This window comes from Enterococcus sp. DIV1206 (assembly GCF_051712485.1).
GTDB classification, from domain to species: Bacteria; Bacillota; Bacilli; order Lactobacillales; family Enterococcaceae; genus Enterococcus; species Enterococcus faecalis.
Window position 1 is genome coordinate 1,397,975 of the sequence record NZ_JBIOOZ010000001.1, and the last position, 23,183, is coordinate 1,421,157.

At 35.2% G+C, this 23,183-nt stretch carries 31 protein-coding genes and 3 pseudogenes; 27 read left to right on the plus strand and 7 right to left on the minus strand.

The genetic code is table 11. The features are described from left to right. Positions 1–8 precede the first annotated feature (8 nt). The 3 genes from galU to IGK86_RS06750 all read left to right on the plus strand — a co-directional run bounded on the left by galU (position 9) and on the right by IGK86_RS06750 (position 2,117). Complete coding sequence (galU, locus tag IGK86_RS06740) at positions 9–905, plus strand: UTP--glucose-1-phosphate uridylyltransferase GalU (RefSeq protein WP_002357314.1); 897 nt, start codon at positions 9–11, stop codon at positions 903–905. Between the two features lie 177 nt (positions 906–1,082). After that, positions 1,083–1,514, plus strand: coding sequence for a DUF948 domain-containing protein (locus IGK86_RS06745; protein ID WP_002357316.1), 432 nt, complete (start codon positions 1,083–1,085; stop codon positions 1,512–1,514). Positions 1,515–1,529: 15 nt separating this feature from the next. After that, positions 1,530–2,117, plus strand: a complete 588-nt coding sequence (locus IGK86_RS06750; protein ID WP_025193984.1) for a YtxH domain-containing protein — start codon at positions 1,530–1,532, stop codon at positions 2,115–2,117. A 120-nt stretch (positions 2,118–2,237) separates the two neighbouring features. On the opposite strand, the gene IGK86_RS06755 is transcribed toward IGK86_RS06750, so the two are convergent. Beyond that, positions 2,238–3,341, minus strand: coding sequence for an aminopeptidase P family protein (locus IGK86_RS06755; RefSeq protein WP_016616877.1), 1,104 nt, complete (start codon positions 3,339–3,341; stop codon positions 2,238–2,240). Between the two features lie 214 nt (positions 3,342–3,555). Between IGK86_RS06755 and ccpA the strand changes: the two genes are divergently transcribed. After that, positions 3,556–4,557, plus strand: coding sequence for a catabolite control protein A (ccpA, locus tag IGK86_RS06760; RefSeq protein ID WP_002357319.1), 1,002 nt, complete (start codon positions 3,556–3,558; stop codon positions 4,555–4,557). Between the two features lie 104 nt (positions 4,558–4,661). Here ccpA and IGK86_RS06765 read toward each other — a convergent pair whose 3' ends face one another. Continuing rightward, positions 4,662–7,076, minus strand: a complete 2,415-nt coding sequence (locus IGK86_RS06765; protein WP_016616876.1) for a transglycosylase domain-containing protein — start codon at positions 7,074–7,076, stop codon at positions 4,662–4,664. A 184-nt stretch (positions 7,077–7,260) separates the two neighbouring features. On the opposite strand from IGK86_RS06765, the gene tyrS reads away from it, so the two are divergent. Continuing rightward, complete coding sequence (tyrS, locus tag IGK86_RS06770; protein ID WP_002357324.1) at positions 7,261–8,523, plus strand: tyrosine--tRNA ligase; 1,263 nt, start codon at positions 7,261–7,263, stop codon at positions 8,521–8,523. A gap of 66 nt (positions 8,524–8,589) precedes the next feature. Here tyrS and IGK86_RS06775 read toward each other — a convergent pair whose 3' ends face one another. The 4 genes from IGK86_RS06775 to IGK86_RS06790 all read right to left on the minus strand — a co-directional run bounded on the left by IGK86_RS06775 (position 8,590) and on the right by IGK86_RS06790 (position 11,509). Continuing rightward, positions 8,590–9,723, minus strand: coding sequence for a tyrosine-type recombinase/integrase (locus tag IGK86_RS06775; RefSeq protein WP_023895660.1), 1,134 nt, complete (start codon positions 9,721–9,723; stop codon positions 8,590–8,592). Positions 9,724–9,778: 55 nt separating this feature from the next. Beyond that, positions 9,779–9,952, minus strand: a complete 174-nt coding sequence (locus IGK86_RS06780) for a hypothetical protein (RefSeq protein WP_023895661.1) — start codon at positions 9,950–9,952, stop codon at positions 9,779–9,781. Between the two features lie 64 nt (positions 9,953–10,016). Further along, positions 10,017–10,607: a DUF4352 domain-containing protein gene (locus IGK86_RS06785; protein WP_023895662.1), complete on the minus strand. Its 591-nt coding sequence runs from the start codon at positions 10,605–10,607 to the stop codon at positions 10,017–10,019. An 80-nt stretch (positions 10,608–10,687) separates the two neighbouring features. Continuing rightward, positions 10,688–11,509: an XRE family transcriptional regulator gene (locus IGK86_RS06790; RefSeq protein ID WP_057086519.1), complete on the minus strand. Its 822-nt coding sequence runs from the start codon at positions 11,507–11,509 to the stop codon at positions 10,688–10,690. A gap of 62 nt (positions 11,510–11,571) precedes the next feature. On the opposite strand from IGK86_RS06790, the gene IGK86_RS06795 reads away from it, so the two are divergent. Both IGK86_RS06795 and IGK86_RS06800 read left to right on the plus strand, forming a co-directional pair. Then, complete coding sequence (locus IGK86_RS06795; protein ID WP_002410610.1) at positions 11,572–11,835, plus strand: XRE family transcriptional regulator; 264 nt, start codon at positions 11,572–11,574, stop codon at positions 11,833–11,835. Continuing rightward, entirely contained in the window at positions 11,822–12,118 is a 297-nt protein-coding gene (locus tag IGK86_RS06800; protein WP_002410611.1) for a hypothetical protein, read from the plus strand. The genes IGK86_RS06795 and IGK86_RS06800 overlap by 14 nt, the downstream gene beginning before the upstream one ends. A gap of 125 nt (positions 12,119–12,243) precedes the next feature. Here IGK86_RS06800 and IGK86_RS06805 read toward each other — a convergent pair whose 3' ends face one another. Continuing rightward, positions 12,244–12,522, minus strand: coding sequence for a hypothetical protein (locus tag IGK86_RS06805; protein WP_031324408.1), 279 nt, complete (start codon positions 12,520–12,522; stop codon positions 12,244–12,246). Between the two features lie 77 nt (positions 12,523–12,599). Here IGK86_RS06805 and IGK86_RS06810 point away from each other — a divergent pair, with 77 nt between their 5' ends. From IGK86_RS06810 to IGK86_RS06905, 20 genes and pseudogenes are all read left to right on the plus strand, one after another. Continuing rightward, entirely contained in the window at positions 12,600–13,313 is a 714-nt protein-coding gene (locus IGK86_RS06810) for a Rha family transcriptional regulator (protein WP_023895421.1), read from the plus strand. A gap of 10 nt (positions 13,314–13,323) precedes the next feature. Next, complete coding sequence (locus IGK86_RS06815; RefSeq protein ID WP_438742203.1) at positions 13,324–13,509, plus strand: hypothetical protein; 186 nt, start codon at positions 13,324–13,326, stop codon at positions 13,507–13,509. A gap of 10 nt (positions 13,510–13,519) precedes the next feature. Then, entirely contained in the window at positions 13,520–13,654 is a 135-nt protein-coding gene (locus tag IGK86_RS06820; protein ID WP_023895510.1) for a hypothetical protein, read from the plus strand. Positions 13,655–13,958: 304 nt separating this feature from the next. Beyond that, the gene (locus IGK86_RS06825; RefSeq protein ID WP_438742205.1) at positions 13,959–14,159 is read left to right on the plus strand and encodes a hypothetical protein; all 201 of its coding nucleotides are present in this window, start codon (positions 13,959–13,961) and stop codon (positions 14,157–14,159) included. Between the two features lie 68 nt (positions 14,160–14,227). Continuing rightward, positions 14,228–14,635: a hypothetical protein gene (locus IGK86_RS06830; protein ID WP_002363338.1), complete on the plus strand. Its 408-nt coding sequence runs from the start codon at positions 14,228–14,230 to the stop codon at positions 14,633–14,635. 12 nt (positions 14,636–14,647) lie between these two features. Next, the gene (locus tag IGK86_RS06835; RefSeq protein WP_023895134.1) at positions 14,648–15,391 is read left to right on the plus strand and encodes a hypothetical protein; all 744 of its coding nucleotides are present in this window, start codon (positions 14,648–14,650) and stop codon (positions 15,389–15,391) included. 71 nt (positions 15,392–15,462) lie between these two features. Then, positions 15,463–15,801 carry a hypothetical protein gene (locus IGK86_RS06840; RefSeq protein ID WP_185775946.1) on the plus strand — a complete coding sequence of 113 codons (339 nt, stop codon included), beginning with the start codon at positions 15,463–15,465 and terminating at the stop codon, positions 15,799–15,801. A gap of 200 nt (positions 15,802–16,001) precedes the next feature. Further along, positions 16,002–16,124, plus strand: coding sequence for a hypothetical protein (locus IGK86_RS06845; RefSeq protein WP_023895147.1), 123 nt, complete (start codon positions 16,002–16,004; stop codon positions 16,122–16,124). Continuing rightward, positions 16,108–16,587: a siphovirus Gp157 family protein gene (locus tag IGK86_RS06850; RefSeq protein WP_002381628.1), complete on the plus strand. Its 480-nt coding sequence runs from the start codon at positions 16,108–16,110 to the stop codon at positions 16,585–16,587. Before IGK86_RS06845 ends, IGK86_RS06850 begins: the two co-directional genes overlap by 17 nt. 11 nt (positions 16,588–16,598) lie before the next feature. Beyond that, the gene (locus IGK86_RS06855; RefSeq protein WP_010828388.1) at positions 16,599–17,615 is read left to right on the plus strand and encodes an AAA family ATPase; all 1,017 of its coding nucleotides are present in this window, start codon (positions 16,599–16,601) and stop codon (positions 17,613–17,615) included. A gap of 4 nt (positions 17,616–17,619) precedes the next feature. After that, positions 17,620–18,261: a putative HNHc nuclease gene (locus tag IGK86_RS06860; protein ID WP_438742209.1), complete on the plus strand. Its 642-nt coding sequence runs from the start codon at positions 17,620–17,622 to the stop codon at positions 18,259–18,261. A gap of 5 nt (positions 18,262–18,266) precedes the next feature. Continuing rightward, entirely contained in the window at positions 18,267–18,752 is a 486-nt protein-coding gene (locus IGK86_RS06865; protein ID WP_113847620.1) for a hypothetical protein, read from the plus strand. A gap of 4 nt (positions 18,753–18,756) precedes the next feature. Continuing rightward, positions 18,757–19,623, plus strand: a complete 867-nt coding sequence (locus IGK86_RS06870; RefSeq protein WP_438742211.1) for a DNA replication protein — start codon at positions 18,757–18,759, stop codon at positions 19,621–19,623. Between the two features lie 3 nt (positions 19,624–19,626). Beyond that, the gene (locus IGK86_RS06875; RefSeq protein ID WP_002357013.1) at positions 19,627–19,929 is read left to right on the plus strand and encodes a hypothetical protein; all 303 of its coding nucleotides are present in this window, start codon (positions 19,627–19,629) and stop codon (positions 19,927–19,929) included. After that, positions 19,930–20,229: a MazG-like family protein gene (locus IGK86_RS06880; protein ID WP_010712210.1), complete on the plus strand. Its 300-nt coding sequence runs from the start codon at positions 19,930–19,932 to the stop codon at positions 20,227–20,229. Positions 20,230–20,246: 17 nt separating this feature from the next. Then, positions 20,247–20,691: pseudogene (locus IGK86_RS06885) on the plus strand (RusA family crossover junction endodeoxyribonuclease). A 31-nt stretch (positions 20,692–20,722) separates the two neighbouring features. Then, positions 20,723–21,181 carry an HNH endonuclease gene (locus tag IGK86_RS06890; protein ID WP_243168292.1) on the plus strand — a complete coding sequence of 153 codons (459 nt, stop codon included), beginning with the start codon at positions 20,723–20,725 and terminating at the stop codon, positions 21,179–21,181. Next, positions 21,180–21,272, plus strand: a pseudogene (locus tag IGK86_RS06895) (RusA family crossover junction endodeoxyribonuclease); the annotation flags it as partial. The gene IGK86_RS06890 and the pseudogene IGK86_RS06895, both read left to right, overlap by 2 nt. After that, positions 21,269–22,025: pseudogene (locus IGK86_RS06900) on the plus strand (hypothetical protein). The pseudogenes IGK86_RS06895 and IGK86_RS06900, both read left to right, overlap by 4 nt. Before the next feature lie 246 nt (positions 22,026–22,271). After that, the gene (locus IGK86_RS06905; protein WP_128704560.1) at positions 22,272–23,081 is read left to right on the plus strand and encodes an SPFH domain-containing protein; all 810 of its coding nucleotides are present in this window, start codon (positions 22,272–22,274) and stop codon (positions 23,079–23,081) included. The last annotated feature ends 102 nt before the right edge of the window (positions 23,082–23,183 follow it).

Below are 23,183 nucleotides of genomic sequence, written 5' to 3' on the forward strand. Positions count from 1 at the left end.
GAAAAAAGATGAAAGTTAAAAAGGCAGTTATTCCAGCAGCTGGGTTAGGAACACGTTTCTTGCCGGCTACTAAAGCGATGGCAAAAGAAATGTTACCGATTGTTGATAAACCAACGATTCAATTTATTGTAGAAGAAGCACTAGCTTCAGGAATCGAAGATATTTTAATTGTGACAGGCAAAGCCAAACGTCCGATTGAAGATCATTTCGATTCAAATGTTGAATTAGAAAATAATTTAAAAGAAAAAAATAAAACCGATTTATTGAAATTAGTCGAAGAAACAACGGATGTTAATTTACATTTTATTCGTCAATCCCATCCGAAAGGCTTAGGTCACGCTGTTTTACAAGCGAAAGCATTTGTTGGCAATGAACCTTTTGTCGTGATGTTAGGCGACGATTTAATGGAAGATAAAGTGCCATTAACGAAACAATTAATGGATGATTACGAACAAACACATGCTTCGACAATTGCGGTAATGAAAGTACCCCATGAAGATACTTCAAAATATGGTATTATCAATCCAGAAAAAGAAATCGAAAAAGGACTATACAATGTCGAGAACTTTGTTGAAAAACCAAAACCTGAGGAAGCACCAAGTGATTTAGCGATTATCGGCCGTTATTTATTAACCCCTGAAATTTTTGATGTACTTGAAAATCAAAAACCAGGCGCTGGTAACGAAATTCAGTTAACAGATGCGATTGACACTTTAAATAAAACACAACGCGTTTTTGCTCGTGAGTTTAAAGGAGAACGTTACGACGTTGGCGATAAATTTGGGTTTATGAAAACAAGCATTGAATATGGTTTGACTCATCCAGAAGTAAAAGATAATTTACGAGAATACATTATTAATTTAGGTGCTCAATTAGCGAAAAAAGAGCAACCAAAAGAAAAATAAATAAAAATAAGCGTAAAATTTCAATTCGTTAGAAGGAAATTTTACGCTTTTTTTCTTAAAGAAAAGGGCATGAGAATTTTATAAAATAAATTGTCATTCTTAGCTTTATGAGTTGTGAAAAATATAAGTTGGTGTTATCCTAAGATTATAAATAAAATTTCAGAGGGGAGTAATGATATGTCAGGTGGGGAAATTGCTGCCTTAATTGCAGCGGTAGCATTTGTTGTTTTAGTCATCTTTTTAGTACTTGTGTTATATAAAGTTTCTCAAGTTGTTTCAAAAATTGAAGATACAATTGATGAAACAAATACAACAATCAAAGTCGTGACTAGCGATGTGAATGTATTGAGTCGCCAAGTGGAAGGCTTGCTTGTTAAAAGTAATGAACTATTAACAGATGTGAATCAAAAAGTGGCAACGATTGATCCGTTGTTTACGGCCGTTGCTGATTTAAGCGAAAGTGTCTCTGAATTGAACACCTCAAGTAAACATTTGATTACGAAGGTAGGAACCGTAGGGAAAGGCACAGCGAAAGCTGGTTTAGTGAGTAAAGTAGGCGGTTCTGCTTTTAGAGCAATGCGTTCAAAAAATAAAAAAACAAATAACTAATTGGAGGAGATTTTTATGGCTAAAAAAGGCGGATTTTTCTTAGGAGCAGTAATTGGTGGAACAGCAGCAGCCGTTGCAGCATTATTACTTGCACCAAAATCAGGTAAAGAATTACGTGATGATTTATCAAATCAAACAGATGATTTAAAAAACAAAGCGCAAGATTACACAGATTATGCTGTTCAAAAAGGAACAGAATTAACAGAAATCGCAAAACAAAAAGCCGGCGTTTTATCAGATCAAGCCTCTGATTTGGCAGGTTCTGTCAAAGAAAAAACAAAAGATTCATTGGATAAAGCACAAGGTGTTTCTGGCGACATGCTTGATAACTTTAAAAAACAAACAGGTGATTTATCTGATCAATTTAAAAAAGTAGCTGACGATGCTCAAGATCACGCGCAAGATTTAGGTGAAATTGCCGAAGATGCAGCAGAAGATATCTATATTGACGTTAAAGATTCTGCGGCAGCAGCCAAAGAAACTGTTTCTGCTGGTGTCGATGAAGCAAAAGAAACCACCAAAGATGTTCCTGAAAAAGCTGCAGAAGCAAAAGAAGATGTTAAAGATGCAGCGAAAGACGTGAAAAAAGAATTTAAAGGGTAATAAGCGTTTAGCTCATGAAAGCTAGCAACATATCGCGCTGCTTTTGTTCAGCGGCTTACCTTAAAATTTAGAAATGAGGCCATCAGTCCGGTTGACTGATGGCCTCATTTTATTTTTATGCTATTGGATAATTTGCAATTCTTTGGTTGTCTTAGTGAATGGTTCGGAGCCTGTTTTCGTTACGTGTAAACAATCTTCAATACGAACGCCTACTTTTCCAGGAATGTAAATACCGGGCTCAATAGAGAAACACATACCTTCTTCAATAACTAAATCATTGCCATGAACCAGCGATGGGTATTCATGGACAGTGGTTCCAATGCCATGGCCTAAGCGATGGTTAAAATATTCACCATAACCAGCTTTTGTAATTACACCTCGGGCAATATCATCTAATTCGCCTGCTGTAACACCAGGTTTCACCGCTTCAGTTGCTGCTAATTGTGCTTCTAAAACAATTCCATAAATTTCTTTTTGGAAATCAGAAGGTTCCAAGTAGCCGACTGTTCGTGTGGCATCACTACAATAGCCATTATGAACGACACCTAAATCAAATAACACTAAGTCATGGGGCTCAATTTTTGTTTCGCCAGGTACCCCGTGAGGACTAGCTCCGTTTTTTCCTGTTAAGACTAACGTATCAAAACTCATTGAGCGAATACCTTGACGTTTTAATTGATACTCGATTTCTGCAACAATTTCTTGTTCCGCAACGCCTGCTTGAATTGCTTTGAAGCCAATCTCAAAAGCGACATCCGCCCAACTACCAGCTTCTAGTAAACGTTGAATTTCAGGTTCTGTTTTAATTAATTGAAGTTTTTCAATTAAAGGCGTAACATCATGCGAAAAATCGCTAGCAGGGAAATAGGTTTTCAATTGATCGAAACGAGCTAAAGAAAGAGCTTGTTTTTCTAAAGCAAAGCGTGGTGTGCCTTGTGTCCGTTTATTTAATAAAGTCGCAATTTTTTCCCAAGGATTTTCGCTATCTAAATAACCATAAACGGGATAAGTCCAACTACTATTTTCGGCATCTTCGACTTCTAATGCAGGTGTAAATAAAAATGATTGGTCGTCCGCAGCGATAAACAAAGCTAACACGCGCTCATGAGGTTCGCTTTCGTAACCGGAAAAGTAAGCGATATGACCAGGATCACTAATATAAGTGAAGTCAATCTTTTCTTGGTGCATCCAATTTTTTAAATCGGCAATTTTTTCTTGATTCATAAAACATCCTTCTTTCTTTTATTCTGAAGTGAATCACAGTACTATCATAACATGAAATGACAAAAAGTTCCTTTTGAAATGGAAAGTAAATTTTCATGAAAAAACGATAAAACGGTTGCAAAAATAGAAGAATTTTGATATTCTAGGCTAGGAAAGAAATGTAAACAGTGTTTTCAGAAAATGAGAACAAATTCATATTTATAGGAGAAGAAACATGGAAAAACAAACAATTACAATTTATGATGTTGCTAGAGAGGCAAATGTATCTATGGCTACTGTTTCTCGTGTTGTCAATGGTAATCCCAATGTAAAACCAGCAACGCGTAAAAAAGTCTTAGAAGTGATTGATCGCTTAGATTACCGTCCTAACGCAGTCGCACGTGGTTTAGCAAGTAAAAAAACGACAACAGTGGGTGTCATTATTCCAGATGTTAGTAATGCATTTTTTGCTTCATTAGCACGTGGCATTGACGACGTGGCTACAATGTATAAATACAATATCATTTTAGCTAATTCAGATGGAGACGATCAAAAAGAAGTTACTGTATTAAACAATTTACTTGCCAAGCAAGTAGATGGGATTATCTTTATGGGTCATCGCATTACAGATGATATTCGTGGTGAATTTTCACGTTCAAAAACGCCTGTTGTCTTAGCAGGTTCAATTGATCCAGACGAACAAGTCGGTAGCGTTAATATTGATTACACAGAAGCAACGAAAGATGCAACAGCGACTTTAGCGAAAAATGGGAACAAAAAAATTGCTTTTGTTAGTGGTGCATTAATCGATCCAATTAATGGTCAAAACCGAATGAAAGGCTACAAAGAAGCTTTAGCGGAAAATGGCTTGTCTTATAATGAAGGCTTAGTTTTTGAATCTGAATATAAATTTAAAGCAGGTATTAATTTGGCTGAGCGTGTCCGTAACAGTGGGGCAACTGCTGCCTTTGTTACAGATGATGAGCTAGCGATTGGTTTATTAGATGGGATGCTAGATGCTGGTGTGAAAGTTCCAGAAGAATTTGAAATCATTACAAGCAATAACTCATTGCTTACAGAAGTCTCTCGTCCACGTCTATCAAGTATTACACAACCTTTATATGATATCGGTGCCGTGTCAATGCGCTTATTAACAAAACTAATGAACAAAGAAGAAATTGAAGAAAAAACAGTTGTTTTACCTTATGGAATTGATCAAAAAGGTTCAACAAAATAAATTGAATTAAACGGCTAAACAAAGAGCGGTAACTCTTAGTTTAGCCTTTTTTTGATACCTAAAAATGAGCCAGAAAAATACGTTTTCTGGCTCATTTTAGCGAGTTAATTATTATTCTTTTTATTATCGTTGTTTTTATTGTTATTGTTGTTGTTATTATTTGTAGTGGCACGTGGAGCAAGATTTCCCCAATAAGAAGCGTAATTGCTGTCTGTTCCACCGATCCCAAATTTATAGGTACTTTGTGGTGCACCATCTTTGGCATAGTATGAAATCGTTGTTTTGCCAGGTGTATTGAACTTGGCACCATTATAGGTAATTGAGCCAGGCTTTTCACCAGTAAATTCAGAAACTTTTGATTTAATGACACTTGGATCTAATTCAAATTTTTGACCAATGCCAAACAATTCTGGATTCGCATAGTACAGCGCGTTGGCTAAGTTCGCCATATAATTTCCATTATTGTCGCCGCTGGTCATCGTCATTGGTGCTGGTAGATCATGTCCTGCCCAAGAACTTAGTGTCACAGTTGGGGTAGAGACAATCAGCCATGAATCTTTAAACTCATCAGTTGTCCCAGTTTTTCCGACCCAATCAGCACTAGCTAGATGAGGATTCAAGCCAGCTAACGTTGGTTTGAATTTTGTCGTATTCGCAGAATCCACCACTGAGCGCAACAAGTCATTCATAATAGAAGCGGTCGCCGGTGAATAAACTTGCGTTCCTTCATCTTTGTGTTCGTAGACCACATGTCCGCTATTGTCTGTGATTTTTTCAATCATGTAGGCTTTTTGATATTTACCTTTGTTAGCAAGCGCTTGGAAGCCGTTTGTTTGTGTTACAACATTTGTTTCTACTGAACCCAATGGCGCAGATTCATAAGCCCAAGCATCTGAAGCTGGATAGTTCATTTTACTTAAGTAGTGATTGTAAGAGAAATTATCATCACCCATTTTTTTTCTTAGCTCATTATTAACATGAACGACAGGGATATTGAAAGACCAATTCAAGGCATTCCGAACAGTCACGAATTGATTTAAATCCACATTTGTGGAATTAACAAATTCACGACCATCAGCATAAGTCGTTGGGTAGTTGGCCAGACGACTTTCAGAACCAATGATTCCTTGATCAATCGCAGGACCATAGACAGAAATTGGTTTAATCGTAGAACCAACTTGACGATCGGCATTAAAGGCATGGTTGTTTTGATTAATATCGAAGTTTCTGCCGCCGATAAAACCAAGGATACGACCAGTAGCGTTATCCATTAAAATATTGCCAGTTTCAATCATTGTATTCCCATTGACATCTGCAGTGCCATCATCAAGCAAATAACCATAATTTGCGACAGCGGTTTGCATCGTGTTGTAAATATTCTGATCAATGGTTGATTGGATTGTATAGCCTTGCGACTGGATTTCGCGACGTGCTTGTTCTTCATATTGATCTAAACCAACTTGATCTAAATCATCACGATTAACTTTAGCTTTTTTCATATCTAAATCCATGACAATCTCAACTGCTTTATCTAACACCGTATAGTATAGATAGCCTTCTGTATTGACATTGGCCTGTTCAGTTGGTAAAAAGTCTTTTTTCAAGTCGTAAGCTTTGGCTTCTTCATATTCCTTTTGCGAAATAGCTTTTTCTCGGTACATACTGAAAAGAACAAAATCTTTTCTCTTCATGCCTAAAGACAAATCGTCTTTCAAGGCACCGGTGTTAGTATAGGGCGTGTAAACAATGGGACTTTGGGGAAGTCCTGCGATAAAGGCCGCTTGAGGAAGATTCAAGTCCTTGGCACTTTTACCAAAGAGTCCTTTGGCTGCTTCTTCCACGCCTGCAATATTTTCACCTTTGTTATTACGACCAAAAGGGGAGACATTTAGATAAGTTGTCACGATTTCGTCCTTAGAAAAGTATTTTTCAATACGTAAAGCTAATAAAATTTCGTTGGCTTTCCGTTTAAAAGTCGTTTCGTCAGTTAAAATCTGTTGCTTGACCAATTGCTGAGTCAATGTTGAACCACCAGAAGAACCGCCGATACCTGTCGCATCAGAAATCAGCGCTCGAACTAGCGCTTTTGGTACCACCCCATGATGTTCTTCAAAATATTCATCTTCTGTTGAAATAATGGCTTTTTTTAGCAATGGAGACATTTGATCGCCATTAATTCGTGTCCGAATTAAATCTGATTTGATGTTAGCAATCGGGGTACCGTCTGCGTAAGTCATTTTTGACACTTCGGTAATATCACTGATTTCTTTTTGCAATTCTTCCTTCGTTGGGGGCTGTGTATCTTCAACTAGAAAAGCAAAATATCCCATTCCGATACCTAAGCCAAGAGAGCCACCTAAGACAATCAGAATAACCCCAAAAACCACTAATGACTGAAAAACGCGAATAATGACATTTAAAATAAGTAAAAAGACATTGCCGCCAGAAGAGGTCGTTGGTTTTTGCTTATTGTTACTTGAATTATTTTTCAAAAGCTTCACCTCAATAAAATGATACATTCTGTGTTATTATAGCAAAAAAAAGCTTCTATGAATAGTTTCTACACCAATTGCCATTTTTTGTTGAAAAAACTTAAGAGAAAATAGGGAAATCTCATTTTTTGACTTTTCAAGTGTGACAGAATCGGTTACTATGAATAGGGGAATTTGATCTATTATTATGTTTTACTATAGGAGGAAAATCATGAATTCAGCTTTTTTTGAAGAATTAAAAGCCCGTGGGTTGGTCTACCAAGTCACAGATGAAGAAGCCTTACAAAAACAATTAAATGAAGAATCTGTTAAATTATATATCGGCTTTGATCCAACGGCAGACAGTTTACACATCGGGCATCTACTGCCAATTCTTATGTTACGTCGTTTCCAACAAAATGGCCATGTGCCCATTGCTTTAGTTGGTGGCGGAACTGGCATGATTGGTGATCCATCATTCAAAGATGCAGAACGTAGTTTAAACACACTTGATACAGTGAAAGCTTGGTCTGAAAGTATTAAAGGCCAGTTGTCACGTTTTATCGATTTTGAAGATGAAAAAAATCCAGCGATTCTAGCAAATAACTATGATTGGCTTGGAGAGCTTTCGTTAATTGATTTCTTACGTGATGTGGGAAAAAACTTTACAATTAACTATATGATGAGTAAAGAAAGCGTGAAACGCCGAATCGAAACAGGAATTTCTTATACTGAATTTGCGTATCAATTATTACAAGCGTATGATTTCTTGAAATTGTACGAAACAGAAGGTTGTTTATTGCAATTAGGCGGCAGTGATCAATGGGGGAACATTACTTCAGGGATTGAATTATTACGCCGAGAACAAGAAGTTCAAGGATTTGGCTTAACTATGCCTTTAATTACAAAAGCAGATGGTACCAAATTTGGTAAAACAGAAGGAAACGCAGTTTGGTTAGATGCGGAAAAAACTTCGCCATATGAATTTTATCAATTCTGGATTAACACAGATGATCGTGATGTCGTGAAATTCTTGAAATACTTTACTTTCTTAACATTGGATGAAATTGCAACAATTGAAGAAGAATTTACAGCGAACCCAGGTCAACGTGCTGCGCAAAAAGCGTTAGCCAAAGAAGTGACTACTTTAGTCCACGGTGAAGCAGCCTATCATCAAGCGGTTAAAATTTCAGAAGCTTTATTCAGCGGGGATATCCAAAGCTTAACAGCAGAAGAAATTAAACAAGGCTTTAAAGATGTACCAACGTACGAGGTGCAACCAGAGGATCAATTAAGTTTAGTCGACTTATTAGTTACCTCAAAAATAGAACCATCCAAACGTCAAGCCCGTGAAGATGTTCAAAATGGAGCGATTTACGTCAATGGAGAACGTAGACAAGATTTAGCAGCTGAATTGACAGAAACTGATAAAATTGAAGGACAATTTACTGTGATTCGTCGCGGGAAGAAAAAATATTTCTTGTTAAAATACTAATAGGAAGTATGATTATTGGTATACATGGTTTTTTGAATTATTGAATACCAAATTGAATACCAAATTTTAAAAATTAGCATAATTTGACAACTTATCAATTGCTTTTCTTTCAGAAGACTTGGTTACATGAGTGTAAATATCCATCGTGGTATTAACGTTAGTGTGGCCAAGTCTTTTCTGCACATCTTTAATTGTAGCTCCCGATTCGAATAACAAAGAAGCATGAGTATGTCTAAATGAGTGAGGGGATAGAGAAGTTTTCATTTCCGATGACAAAAGAAAATTAATGTGTTCTGGATAATGTAAAGTGTTATTCTTTCTATGAAAAATAAGCTGTTTATCATTACCTTTAGTTTTAAAACCATATTTTAACAATTCTTGCTTTTGATGTTTTTTCCAGATAATTAACTCAGATACAGTGGTATCATCAAGGCCTATGGTTCTATTAGAAGCTTTTGTCTTAGGCGTCGATATAATGTATTCTTTGCCTATTCTTGTAAGTGTTTTATTTACGGTTAATTGTTTGTATGAAATGTTAATATCTTCCCATGTTAAGGCGTATAATTCTCCCTTTCTGATTCCTGTAAATGCTAAGACACGGAATATTAAATAGTCTTGAAAGTTTAGTGTTTCTTTCGCTTCCGCCAGAAAATCTTTTAGTTCAGATAGTTCTAAAAACTGTTTCTTTTTTGTTTCATTTGTTTTATCTTTTTTAGGCATTACAACATATTGCATGGGGTTAATATCTATAATATCCTGAGCAACAGCATAGTGTAACATTTTTTGGGTTATTGATTTTAGCAGATAAAACGCTGAATATTCTTTACTCCATTTATTGACCGCTTTTTGACACATTAGTTTTGTTAATTTATTTATTTTAATGTTGCCAAACTCTGGCAAGATGTGAAGCCTAAACATACGCTCTGTATGGCCTGCTGTGATAGGTTTAACTGTATTTACATATTGGGCATACCAAAGCTCGTATACGTCTTTAAACGTGCTATAATTCTGTTTTACGAAACCTTTGGAATCCACTTCAAGTTCTAGTCTAGATAATGCCAGTTTTGCTTCTTTCTGTGTTCTAAAACCACGACGTGTGGTGCGTCTGCTTTTACCCGTTACTGGATCAACACCTAAATACGCGTTGAACATATAAGCTGTTGATCCATCTTTTTTTGTATATTTTTTTATTGAAGTCATATCTAGCAACTCCTTTATTCAAATTTCATTGCGGAAATATTATCTAAAAATATTTCTAATCATACTCTCCAATATCTTTTAGTTGTAAAAATAATTTGGCATAGTCGGATTTTAGCTCTTGATACTCTTCCTCAGTGAACTTATAACTTGGACCAGTACGAAGGTTTAAGTGTATATAGTCAATGTTCAATTCGTCGCATAATCGTTTTTCTACTTCATATTTATTCATATTGCTCCTCCTTGGGGAATGTATGTTCTTGTGTGGCTGAAAAGAAAAGCCCGAAGGCTAATCTTTATACTGTTGCTTTGAATTTTGCAGCCTTTTCAAATGATACAATAGGGCTAAATTGAATTTCTATTTCTCCAGGTTGATTTAACCCGAAGTGGGCAATACAGTCCATTTCTTTTCCAGAAGCTACCGATCCCATCGTGTTGTCATTCGGATACGTTTCGGCTTTTTTGTTATCAGAGCCGTATACTTCAATATCCATACCCACTGGAATATCTTTATCACCGTTGTTTTTAACAATATATGAAACTTTAACAACCTGTGCAGGTTGTTTTTCAGTAAATTCATTACGTTCTTCTGTAAGTTCTACTCCTGTTAGAGTATATTCTGCATTTCCTACTTTGACTGTATCGCCGATATTATAAAATTTATTTTCTTCTTTTTCATCTTTTGATTTTGAATTTTTGCTTGTTGATGATTGATTAACTTTTTCTCCACCGTTAGAAGAAGCTTTTTTATCATTACTACCAAGCGATCCTCCAATAATTATTAATACAATAACAGCCAATACCCAAAACCAAATTTTTTTATAAAAAGGTTTTTTTTCTTTCATAGTATAAGTTTTACCGTCTTCGCCTATCACTTTTTTTGCCATTTTTTTCTCCTCTTTCTGATATAATTTTTATACTCATAGCTCTCTACAAGAGAAATGCCCATGTTAGCGCACGGGACTTTTTATATAATTACACGTCCGATTACATATAGATCATCTAATTCGTCAGCGTAAAAATCAGGATATAATCGATTTCCATCTTCATCTAATTCGGTATTTAGAGACACCAAACGTAGCCTAGTTCCTTCTAGGTACATTTTTTTAATAAATGCTTCGCCATTTATTTCAATTGCCCCAATCTGTCCATTATAGATATCCATAGTTTCTTTTACAAAAACAATTTCACCATCTTGAAAAGTAGGGTACATACTGTCTCCACAAACTTGGAATGCTAAATCATACTGCGAAGGAGCTGAGCCGACTTCAACACTTTCTATACAACCTTTGTCATTAAATGCACCTCCACCAGCTGATAATCTGCCTGAAAGTTCTACAGTGGTTGTATTTGTTGGCATGAAAGCAATAACTTTATTATCGGATGTATTTCGTTTTTGCTCATCTAATTGCTGCTTGGCATACCTATATACTTTCTGCTTTCTTGTAGTATCTAACTTATTATAGATAGCTTCTATCGAAGAAAAATCATTCGAAGTGTTCCAGCCCATCAATTCTTCGGGAGTTGTTTTTAGAATTTTAGCAATAGTTATCAATCTCTCTGTAGGTAGTTTTTCGATATCGCCTTTTTCATATCTAAAAATTGTTGAACGTGATACACCAAGTTCATTAGCGATTTTATCAGCGCTAATATTCAATTCTTTTCTTCTTAATTTCATGCGTTCGCCTACATTCATTTTATCACCTCCAATAATTATTATATATTGCAGGTTGCATAATTGCAACAAAAATAATTGCATAAATGCAACTTTTTTGTTGACTGATAACATTCAAGGTGGTATATTACAAATATCAAGTCGCATAAATGCGATTTCAGAGAGAGGTGTTATAAATGATTAATGTTGCTAAATTAAAAGGCCTAATTGTTGAAAGAGGAACGACCCAACAAGCTGTAGCTGATTCTATTGGCATAGACAGAAGTACTTTCTACAGAAAAATGAAAAAAGGTGGAGATTTTTCTATAGAAGAGGCAAAAGGCATTAAAGAACAGGTTCCGTTATCAGATGCAGAAGCGATAGAAATTTTTTTTGGCAAAGAAGTCGCATTTACGCTACAAAAGAAAGGTTTAGGGGTGGGAACTGATGACCACGTTTGAAGAAGCGCTAAAACCATTATTTGATCAGTGGTTAGAGGAAGCATTGCCAGAAATAGGATGTAGGTTTAGACAGGAGATTGAATCGGAACTAGAGGCAAAAAACCAACAAACATTATTCAATCAAACGGAAATGGCGAAACGGCAAGGCGTTTCTGTAGAAACATTTAGAAAATGGCGAAAAGCTGGCTTGCAAGCAGAACCTAATCCCACTGGTAAATTGTTATTTGATTTAAATAAAGTTAATAAATGGCGAAAAGATAATGCTGCTAAGAAAGAACTTTAACTATATAAGGAGGCAGAGAAAATAACAATCGAAGGAACACCAGAAGAGATAACAGAAATGCTCCAAGCTATTGCGAGTAGCAAGGAGCAAATAGTTATTGAAAATGTACTAGGTAAAAAAGCAAGTCAATAGATTTCATTTTCTATGAATTCCCAAGATTTCGTATATAACCAACCTGCATGATCGGGGCCTATTTCGGTAATAAATATTAAATCATTATCGTCTAAAGCTTGTTGCTTGAGGGTATCCTTCATCTGCGCTGCTGTCATGTCGGTTTTTATTAACCAGAAAGATTCTAAGGGTTTGATATGACTACAATTCCAAGAAGCAATTGTATCAGCAATTTTTGCATATTTTTGTCCAGGAGATTGTAAGTCGTAGGTTAAAGCATACGATTTCATCAATTGTGTTCACCACCTTGTCATTTTTTCAGCAGACCACTTGCTGATAATTAAATTATACCAGAAAGGAAATAAACCAAATGAACAATTTAGTAATTATGAAAGACCAACAAGCGGTAACAAGTAGTTTACAAGTTGCAGAAGTATTTGAAAAGCAACACAAAGATGTTTTAGAGGCAATTGACACAAAAATTCAATCGGCGGAAAATTCCGCTCATTACCAAAATATGTTTGCCGAAGGTGAATATAAAGATTCAAGAGGTAGAAAACAAAGATTGTATTACATGAATCGTGACGGTTTTTCTTTTATTGCATTTGGATTCACAGGTCAAAAAGCAGATACATTCAAACTGAAATATATTGAGGCTTTTAATCAAATGGAAAAAGAAATTCAACAACCTAAATTGCCGACATCCCAAAGAGAATTGGCGATGCTTGCTTTATCAGCAAACGAAGAAACAAACGAACGTGTAGATGTAATCGAAAAAGAAGTAGCTGACTTAAAAGATAATCAAAAAATTGGTGCAGATGATTATGGCTACTTATCACGTCGAGTTCATCAACGAGTAGCAGAAGTAGCAAGAGGATTTGGAAAAATCACAAAGGAACAGCGTGGCAAGCTATACAAAGATATTAATTCAGGTATTAAGCAAATCACAGGCGTGGGGACCCGATCACAATTAAGAGAAAAACATTATCCAATCGTAATTGAATATATCAATGACTGGGAGCCTTCCACAGCCACAAAAACAGTTGTAAGACAAATGAGTTTTGACTTAAACGATATAGCATAGGGAGAATATTATGGCTTATACAACTGAACAAGAGGCTTGGATACTCAACCAAATCAAAAAAGAGCGTAAACAGCTACAAGATGATAGAGCAGCGCTCAGACAATCTGAACAATTAACGGAAAATAAAGCAGCTCAAATCGAAATAGAGCTTGAATTTTTAAGAGGTTTAGAAATTCAAAATAGAATTCATTTATAGGAGGTTAACCATGAAAGAAAATGAATTAGCAGAAATTATATTGGCTTTATGTATAGAGAATAAAATTACAATTTCGATACTTCGTAAGTCTGTAGATAAAGTAATTGAAGAGTTTGATAAACGAGGAATAATTGAAGAAAAATAAAAGCACTTGTTTCCAAGTGCCGATTTATCCATCAGGATTCATACAATAATCACATTCTTCTTCATACAATGGATGCTCTTTGATGTCTAAATATAAATAGTCTGATGCATAAACATGTGAAGGGTCCATTGAGTAAATCATGCAACTAGCGCAATAGTTGTCTAAATCATGGCTTACTCCCGTATTTCTATTAAGAATGTATCTCTTATTATTGAACGGTGCCTGCTGGATACGAATCCTATTTCCCATCTTTATCACCTCACTTTCATAGTAAATTATATCAAAAAATCATAGGAGGTTAACAATGAAAGCGATACGTGAAGCACGATTGATAGGCGCATTTTTATTGATGATTGTACTAGGAGTATTGCTGAAAAGTCACTTTTCAATGCCAATACTAGCAACACTAAGTGCACCTTTCTTTATCCATTGGTTTTTTAACTGGGATGAGGCAAAATACCAATATTCTAAAAAAAGACAAAATAAAAAGCCCCACTTTAGTTAGAGCTAAAGCAGGGGAAATAAAGTGAATAGAATCTAAATAAATTATATCACAGAAAGGACGGCAATAAAATGTCAAAAAATATTAATGTTCCTTTAAGTGGGATTAGTGAGGGAGGATTACAAGAACGATTTGATTATGAGCTTGCTCAAGTCATTAACAATATTAATGATCCTAATACCGATCCTACAAAAAAGAGAAAGATAACAATTGATTTAACGATTATTCCAGACGAATATCGTGAAGATATTTTGATTGATTATCAAGTGAAATCAAAATTAGTTCCAAGAGAAGCATTAACTTCAAAAATTATTATTGGTCAAGATGGTAAAGGAAAACCGTTAGCAAATGAATTGAAAAGTGGACAACGAGGCCAGATGTATTTCGATCCAGATGATTCTGAATTGAAAGATGATAAAGGCACACCAGTAGAAGAAATTGAAGAAACAGATAAAATAAAAAAATTTAAAACAAACTAGGAGTGAAATATTATGTCAGAACATTTAAAGGAAGCTTTAGCGTATGCAGTAAGATTACGTGATGACCAAAAAATTATTTATAAAGAAGAGGAAAAAGTATTTTTTGATCGCTCAAAAGCGGATTTAATGGAACTCGATCCAATTAAACGAGCAGAAACACTCACAGTTAATTCTTTATCTGGATTAATTGGTTATCTACAATCAAAATTTTCCCATGAAGAAGTTACGTCAAAATTATTAATTCATGTTGAAAGCCCAACAAACGTTGCTGTTTATTCAGCTTTAGATGCAGACCGTAAGCGTGAAAAAATTATTGAAGCAAAAGCGTTATTAGAAGTGTTTCCATATAGTCGCTTTATGGATTCAGAAGAATTTATTATTAATGTTCAATCTCTTATTCAACGTGATCTTGATGCAAAAGCTATTCTGGAATGTGCCAGCGCTATTCGAATTGAAGGCGGGGGAGATTTAGTTGATAACGGAGTTTCTCAAGTTGCTACAGTAAAAGAAGGAGCAGCAACGCTCACAAAAGCAGAAGTACCTAGTCCAGCATATTTAAGACCTTATCGAACATTTTTAGAAGTTGAACAGCCAGATAGCCCATTTGTTTTTAGAATCAATAAATATGGTCATTGCGCATTGTTCGAAGCAGATGGTGGGATTTGGAAACATGTAGCTATGGAACGTATTCATGAATATTTAACTCAATCTTTAAATGAGTATGTAGAAAAAGGTTCAGTAACAATTATTGCGTAAATAAAAAGAGCCTCACTCGTTTTTTGACGAGTGGGGACACATATAAAATTAACTAAGGAGAGTATACCAAAATGAACGATAAAATTCAAAAATTGATTAAAAAACTAGCAAAAGAATGCCAGAAAGAAGATGTAGCTTTATCTTTGGCAGCTATCGATTTAGAAGGAGAGATGGCAATATCTCAAGTTGGAAAAGGCACGATAGTAGCCATTGCTGCACATAGCCAATATACACTAACAAAAGAAAAACTGGAACAATCAGATTGTGATTGTCCAAAACATCGTTTATTAAAGGAGATGTACGGTATTGCAACAGAAACTACGACTAAAAATACACATACTTTTGTCACAGATGATCCAAACGATTTGATGGATATATTATCGAAGATTTCTCGAGGTGAGTTTAAATGACTAGAAAAGAAAAGTTAAACCAAGCAAAAAGATTAGCTGATTTATGGTACAAGCAACAAAAAAATAAAATATACATTGCGCAACAAAAAGAGCGTAGAGGTGTCGCATGACGACAAAAAAGCGACTTAAGCCGGCAAGCAATAAGTCGCATACAAAAAATTATACAAGAAAAATTATATCACAGAAACGAGGTCTTGTGAATGAATCGTAGTGAAGCAGATGTGCTAGATCAATTTTTAACAGAGCCGTCAGAAGAATTACAGAAAATCGAACCAGAATGGGAATATGACGAGGAGGAAGATAGCCGTGGCAACACTTTATGAACTTAGCAACGATTATTTAAAAGTTTTGTCATTAGCTGAAGAGCTTGATGATGGAACATTAAAAGATACGTTAGATAGTATTAGCGATTCAATCGATTTAAAAGTAGAAAACACAGCAAAAGTAGTTAAAGAACTTGAAAGCAACATATCTATTGTTGAAAAAGAAATCAAACGGCTACAGTCACGAAAAACAACGCTTTCTAACAATGTAAAGAACCTAAAAGGATATCTGCAAGATGAAATGGAAAAGGTCGGCAAAACGAAAATCAAGGGCGAATTATTCAATGTAGGAATTCAAAACAATCCAGTTTCTGTGAATATTATAGACGAAAAATTAATTCCTATTGGCTTTTTAATTCCTCAACCTCCCAAAGTTGATAAAACAGCTTTGAAAGAAGAACTGAAACATGGGGAAATCAAAGGTGCAGAATTAGTTCAAACTAAGAGTTTGAGAATTAGATAGGAGGTTTCAATATGGAAATAAAAAAGGCTAAACGCGAAAAAATAAAAGTTCCTATCATGATAACTGGTGCAAGTGGTAGTGGAAAAACAGTAAGTGCGTTGTTTATTGCTAAAGGAATTATTGAAAAAATGCATTCAGACTTATCAGAACAAGAACAATGGGAAAAAATAGGTGTCATTGACACTGAGCACAAACGATCGTTGTTATATGCTGATTCAACTATTGGGAATGTCGACATAGGGGAATTTTTGCATATTGATTTTGAAGCACCATTTACTGTCCAGCGATATATACAGGCTTTTAATTTATTCAAACAAGCTGGGGTTGAGGTGGTGATAGTCGATTCTCTAACACATGCTTGGAGTGGTGAAGGTGGCATTTTAGAACAAGTAGAAAACCATCAGAGAGGCAACTCTAAAAATCAAATGTTGGCTTGGAATAAAGTAAAACCATTAGAGAAAGAATTTCTTAAGTTAGTAACAGGAAATTCAATGTATGTGATTGGAACGTCTAGAAGTAAGCAAGCCTACGACATGGAAAAAAATGAACAAGGTAAAACACAAGTAGTAAAACTAGGGTTGAAACCTGATCAAAAAGATAGTTTGGAATATGAATTTGCTATCGCTTTACGTATTGATCAGGACCACATAGCGGAAGCTACCAAAGATAACTCAAATATGTTTAATATGCCTTTTAAAATAACAAAAGAAGTAGGCGAAAAAATATATGAATGGAGTAGCGAAGGAATAGATTTAGAAAAATTAAAAGATGAATTAATTAGTAGTATTACAGAACTTGCTACACAATCTGAAAATCATGAAAATATGTTTAAAGAGTTGCACAGCAAGATTAACAACGTACCTTTAAAAAACGTAAAAACTAAAGTTCTTGAGCGTATGAAAGAAATGCTAGAAAAGATTGAAGTTCCTAGTGTAGAACAACAAAGTGAAAACGAACTCGATGAAGAACAAACAGAATTATTTGACGACGCAAATCCTCCTATTGCAAATGATTTTGAAAAGAAGTGATTGAATGATTGGAAAAATCATAAACCACAAAGGGAATAAATTGGCCATCGAATTTGAGGATGAAATAAATTCAAATTTTCTCGAACTTCTAGCTAACAACGATGACAATTTAGTAAAAGTTGAACTATTAGATAATCGACAAATGTCTCAAAAACAGAATGCACTTTCTCACGTTTTAATAGCTGATATAGCTCGTTGGAGTTATGACGAACCCAAATGGATAGAGGAAGTTTTAAAGTATTACTACGAAGCTAAAAGTGGCGTGTATTTTGAACATAGTAAGGCTACACGACATGAAGCAACAGAATGGATTAGTTTTTTAATCGAATTCATTTTGAAAAATGATGTACCACTAGAAAAGAGATACCAATACTTGCTAGAAAATAACAAATGGTTTTATTACTGCCTAAAATATCGTAAGTGCTGTATTTGTGGTAAACATGCTGATATTTGTCACATTGAGGTTGTTGGTATGGGGCGTAATCGTAAAAAAATCAATCATGAGACATTCACATTTTATGCAGGATGTCGTCAGCACCATCAAGAGGAGCACCAAATGGGCACTAAGAACTTCTTGAATAAGTATCAAATTAAACCAGTGAAATTAAACATCGAAGAACGTAAGAAACTGAACATAGGAGGATGATTTAAATGCCAAACTGGGCAGAGGGAACACTTAAAATTAGAGGAAAAAAAGAGAATGTAATCAGATTTTTGAAAGAGGGGATAATTGCTTCACCTAATTTTAAAATGACTGAAGATGGACCAGTCACAGTCTCGCAAAAGGTTGAAATTTCTGAAGATGATTATTCAACCACATTGTACAGTGAGAACGAATTCTACATCAATAATACCAGACGTGCTTTCATAGATAGAAAAGAGATAGAAGTATGGCACGAAGAATGTGATGAAGCGTTAGCAGAGATATTAGATTTTAAACAGGCTTGGGGTGTTATCGAAGAAGATTTTGAAGGTATTTCAAAAAAATATAATATCGATATTAAAATTTTTGTTTTTGAACAGGGGATGGAGTTCACACAAGAAGTTGAAATTATAGAAGGGGAAACAACTAAAAATATTGTGAAAAAATACGATGACTATTTTTGGGAAGTGCCGTTTTCAACTATAGGAGGTTAGATAATTGGCTGAAAGAAGAATGTTTGCAAAGACCATCATTGATAGTGATGCATTTTTAGACATGCCACTGTCAACTCAATCTCTTTACTTTCATTTGTCAATGCGAGCAGATGATGATGGATTTATTAATAATCCTAAGAAAATCCAACGAATGGTTGGATGTGGAGATGATGATTTAAAGCTATTAATGGCCAAAAGATTCATTTTAGTTTTTGATAGCGGAGTTATTGTTATCAAGCATTGGAAGATTCATAACTATATTCGAAATGATCGATATAAACCAACTCTTTATCAAGAAGAAAAGGCTGAATTAGTAGAAAAAAATAGTAAGGCATATACCTTTAAAACCGAGGTTTTAGAGAGTGAAAGCCATCTTGGTATACCAGATGACAACCATGTTGGATACCAAATGGATACACAGGTTAGGTTAGGTAAGGATAGGTTAGTTAAGGATAAAAAAAAGAATAGTGTTGAGCCGAGCTCAACTATGCTTGAATTATTCGAAAAAGTTTGGAAAACATATCCGAAGAAAACCAATAAGAAAAAAGCCAAAGAGCAATTCTTAAAGAAAATTAAGTCAGATGAAGACTTCGAACGGTTTAAAACAGGATACAAAGCTTATCTTAAGTATATCAAATTAAACGACTGGTATCATCCACAAGAATTGTTCCGCTGGATACGTGATGAACGTTTTAACGATGAATACGACTTGTCTGAAACGACAACGCAAGCAAGATATACGAATCCTCCAGTTAGACAAGAGCAATTACCAGATTGGGTAAATGAACCAAAACAAGAAGAGGAAAAACTATCACCAGAAGAGCAAGCAGCTCTAAAAAGACAAATACAAGAATTGTCGGGAGGAGAGTAAATCATGATTGAAATGAAGGTACTTGATTATCGAATTACTAGCGATGATAAGCAAGTAATCGTAAATAAAGCGAGACGAAACGAACACGGAGAGTTAACCATTTTGACTGATAAAGACGGTACAGAAAAAGAGTCTCTCGCTTTGATTGGTTATTATGGCAATTTAAGTAAGGCTCTCGTCGCAATAGAACGCGATTATGTGCTTTCTAGTGGTAAAACAATACAAACAGTCAAAGAATACAAAAAAGAGCTAGAATCGATTCACAGCAAGCTAAAACGTGAATTAGATTTCGGGGAGGAATTTTAGATGAATGAATTAGTTAAATTAGTGGAAGAATGGGCGAAAGAAAAGCGTTTAGATAAAGCAGAGCCTGAAAAGCAAATGTTAAAAGTGATTGAGGAAGTCGGAGAAGTTGGGGCTGCATTGGCAAGAAACAACGAAAACGACCTAAGAGATGGTATCGGTGATGTGGTTGTGACATTAATTATTCTCGCTATGCAAAATAACATGGACTTATACGAATGCCTAAATCAAGCATATAGCGAAATCAAAAATCGCCAAGGGGAAATGGTAAACGGAGTATTCGTCAAAGAAGCCGATTTGTAAGGTTCGAGGTGGAAGAGATGCGAATTGTTCTACCGATTGAACCAAAGCCACAAAGTCGCCCGAGATTCGCAAGACGTGGGAATTATGTCCAAACCTATGAAGATAACGCTATGAGAGCCTATAAACAAAAGGTAAAAGCGTATCTACGAAAGGCAAAACCAGAATTGATTGAAAAAGGGGCTATTTTTGCGCAGGTGACGTTTTACGTTCCTGCACCTAAATATCTATTAAGTTCTAAAAAGAAACGCTTAGAAGTGGAATTAGAGCGGAAATATTGCGATAAGAAAAGTGACTTAGATAATTACCTAAAAGCAATACTTGATGCAAGTAACAAAATACTTTTTTTCTGATGACGGACAAGTAGCAAAAATAATTACTGAGAAAAAATATAGCTACAATCCTAGAATCGAAATAGAGATATACGAAATTGGAGAGGGTGGCGATGAAGAAAAAGAAAAATAATCCATATAAGATTATAGGCGATATGGTCATTATGGAAACTTTTAAAAATGACATATTTATATTTGATCGTGAAGATTTAGAACTTGTCTTGGAATCAACTTGGTGTAGAAACAAAAGTGGAGGATATCTAGTTTCAAGACGAAAAGGAAAAATTGTTAGGTTACACAGACTTTTAATAAATGCCCCAAAAGGTTATGTAGTCGATCATATAAACGGCGACATTTTAGATAACAGAAAAGCTAATTTGCGAATAGTTTCTCAAAAAGAAAATTCTAGGAATGCACGTTTACGTAAAAACAATACTACAGGTTATCCCGGAGTTTCACAGAAGCCAAACAAGAGATACAGAGCAAGAATCATGGTTAATAGACAAGAGATTGCTTTAGGAACTTTTGATACTTTTGAAGAAGCTAAAGAAGCAAGAATAAATGCAGAAAATAAATATTTTGGGGCATTTGCACCTCATAAAGGAAACTTAAGATATTTATGATGGTCAAATTGCTGTGATGGTTTGTCAAAAGCTGTATAGCATGCGACCACGGACAGAAATTGAAATTATGAGTTTGGAGGAAAAGGAATGACGAAAAACAAACTCAGAGAAACAAAAAGAGCCATTCGTCAGAGAATTCTTTTTTTGACTGGTGATGATGAATCATGGATGAATAATCCAGAAATCGTGGAAGAGGTCCAGAGATTATCAAAACGACTGAATTCTAACCTTATAAACGATAAGCGACCATTACCAAAATTAGAGCCTGACAAGCTGACGAAAGAAGAATATCAGCACTTATTAGACTTAGGTTATCAAGTAAATGATATTAAGAAAGCTCTCGGACTGGGAACAACCACATTTCAAAACTGGCGAAAGGCAAACGGCATAGAAAACATAATTAAGCGAAAAGAAAATAACAAAGTAAAGGAGACAAAACACATGAAATTTAATTTAAATACAGCAATGTTACTTATTTCAGGAAATTTTGGAGTGAAAGCAGAGGAATGTTTAACGATCTCAAAAAGCGGTCTGGCTTTAAGTGGTCCAGTAGTTCAACGATTGAACAAACCAGAATGGGTTCAACTGTATTTAGACGAACAAAACAAAGCGTTATTTGTTTTGCCGTGTGAAGCAACTGCGGAAGGTGCAAGAAGTTGTGTAAGTCCTAAAGTGAATAAAAAAACAGGCTATCGAAAAAGCTGGAATGGTCATGTGTTAAGAAAAGCTGCCGAAGTTGGAGGCTTTAACATTGAAACAGATGTTTACCATGTAAAACCAGAAGAAGTTGAAGATCATCCAAACGCTTTAGGATTTGACAAAGGCGGTCAAAGTGAATGGGTAAAACTAAATCTAAAATCAAAAAGAAAAAACGTAGACAAAAAGAAAAAGCTATTGCAAACAGCACATACAGCAAGCGAGGTAAAAGCGATGGTATGTATAAAATGCAAGGGACAGATGATTGTCTGGGAAAAAGATAGATTCGGTCATTCAAAAGCAACTTCTTGTCCGCTATGCAACAAAAGCGGGCAAAGTGTTGCGAAAAAGTTAGCAGAGATAAAAAAATTAAAGTAGAAAGAGGGATTTTATTATGAGCGAAAACAAATTAGTTGGTTTAGGAATTGGTGCAGTTGTTGTATTAGGTTTAGGGGCAGTAGGAGCGTTTAAATTCTTTGAAAAAATTGATAATGGCTATGTGGGTGTCCGCTACTCAATGAATGGCGGTGTCCGTGATGAAGTACTTACGCAAGGCGTGAAATTTGTAGGACTTGATAAAGTTACTCAATATCCAATTCGCTTACAAACGATCCAAGCAAAAGATGTTTCAGTTTCAACATCTGATGGTAAAAAAACAACGGTAAATATTAAATATGATTACAAAATCGATGCAACAAAAGCTGCAAAAATGTACAAAGAATTTGGCAATATTACCAGTGAAGATATTGAAAAAGGCTGGTTAAAATCAAAGCTACAGAAAGAAGCTCGTGAAGTTTATTCAAAATATAGCTTGCTTAGTGTCTTATCAGGCGATTCTTCAAAAGTGGAAGCTGCTTTATTGGAAAACTTTTCTAAAGCTGTAGAAAGCAAAGGTTTTGAAGTGGAAGATGTCACAGTGGGTGTACCAGAAGTAGATACTGATACACAAAAATCGATTGATGCGATTATCCGAGCTGGTCAAGAAAATGAAAAAGCAAAATTAGATGCTGAGACAGCAAAAACACAAGCAGACAGTGAAGCATATAAGAAAACTAAAGCAGCCGAAGCAGAGGCAGAAGCGAACAAAAAAGTAGCTGAATCAGTAACAGATGAATTGATTCGCTATACAGAAGCACAAGCTCGACAAAAACATGGCTGGGTTACAACAAATGGAGCCAATACAGTAGTCAAAGAAGGAAACTAAAATGGCATTTTTTCTAATTAAGATATTTATTGCTTTAGGAATAGTAGTCACGTTAACGATAACGTGGCTGCTCTTAAAGCCATTTATAAGGGATAAAAAAGA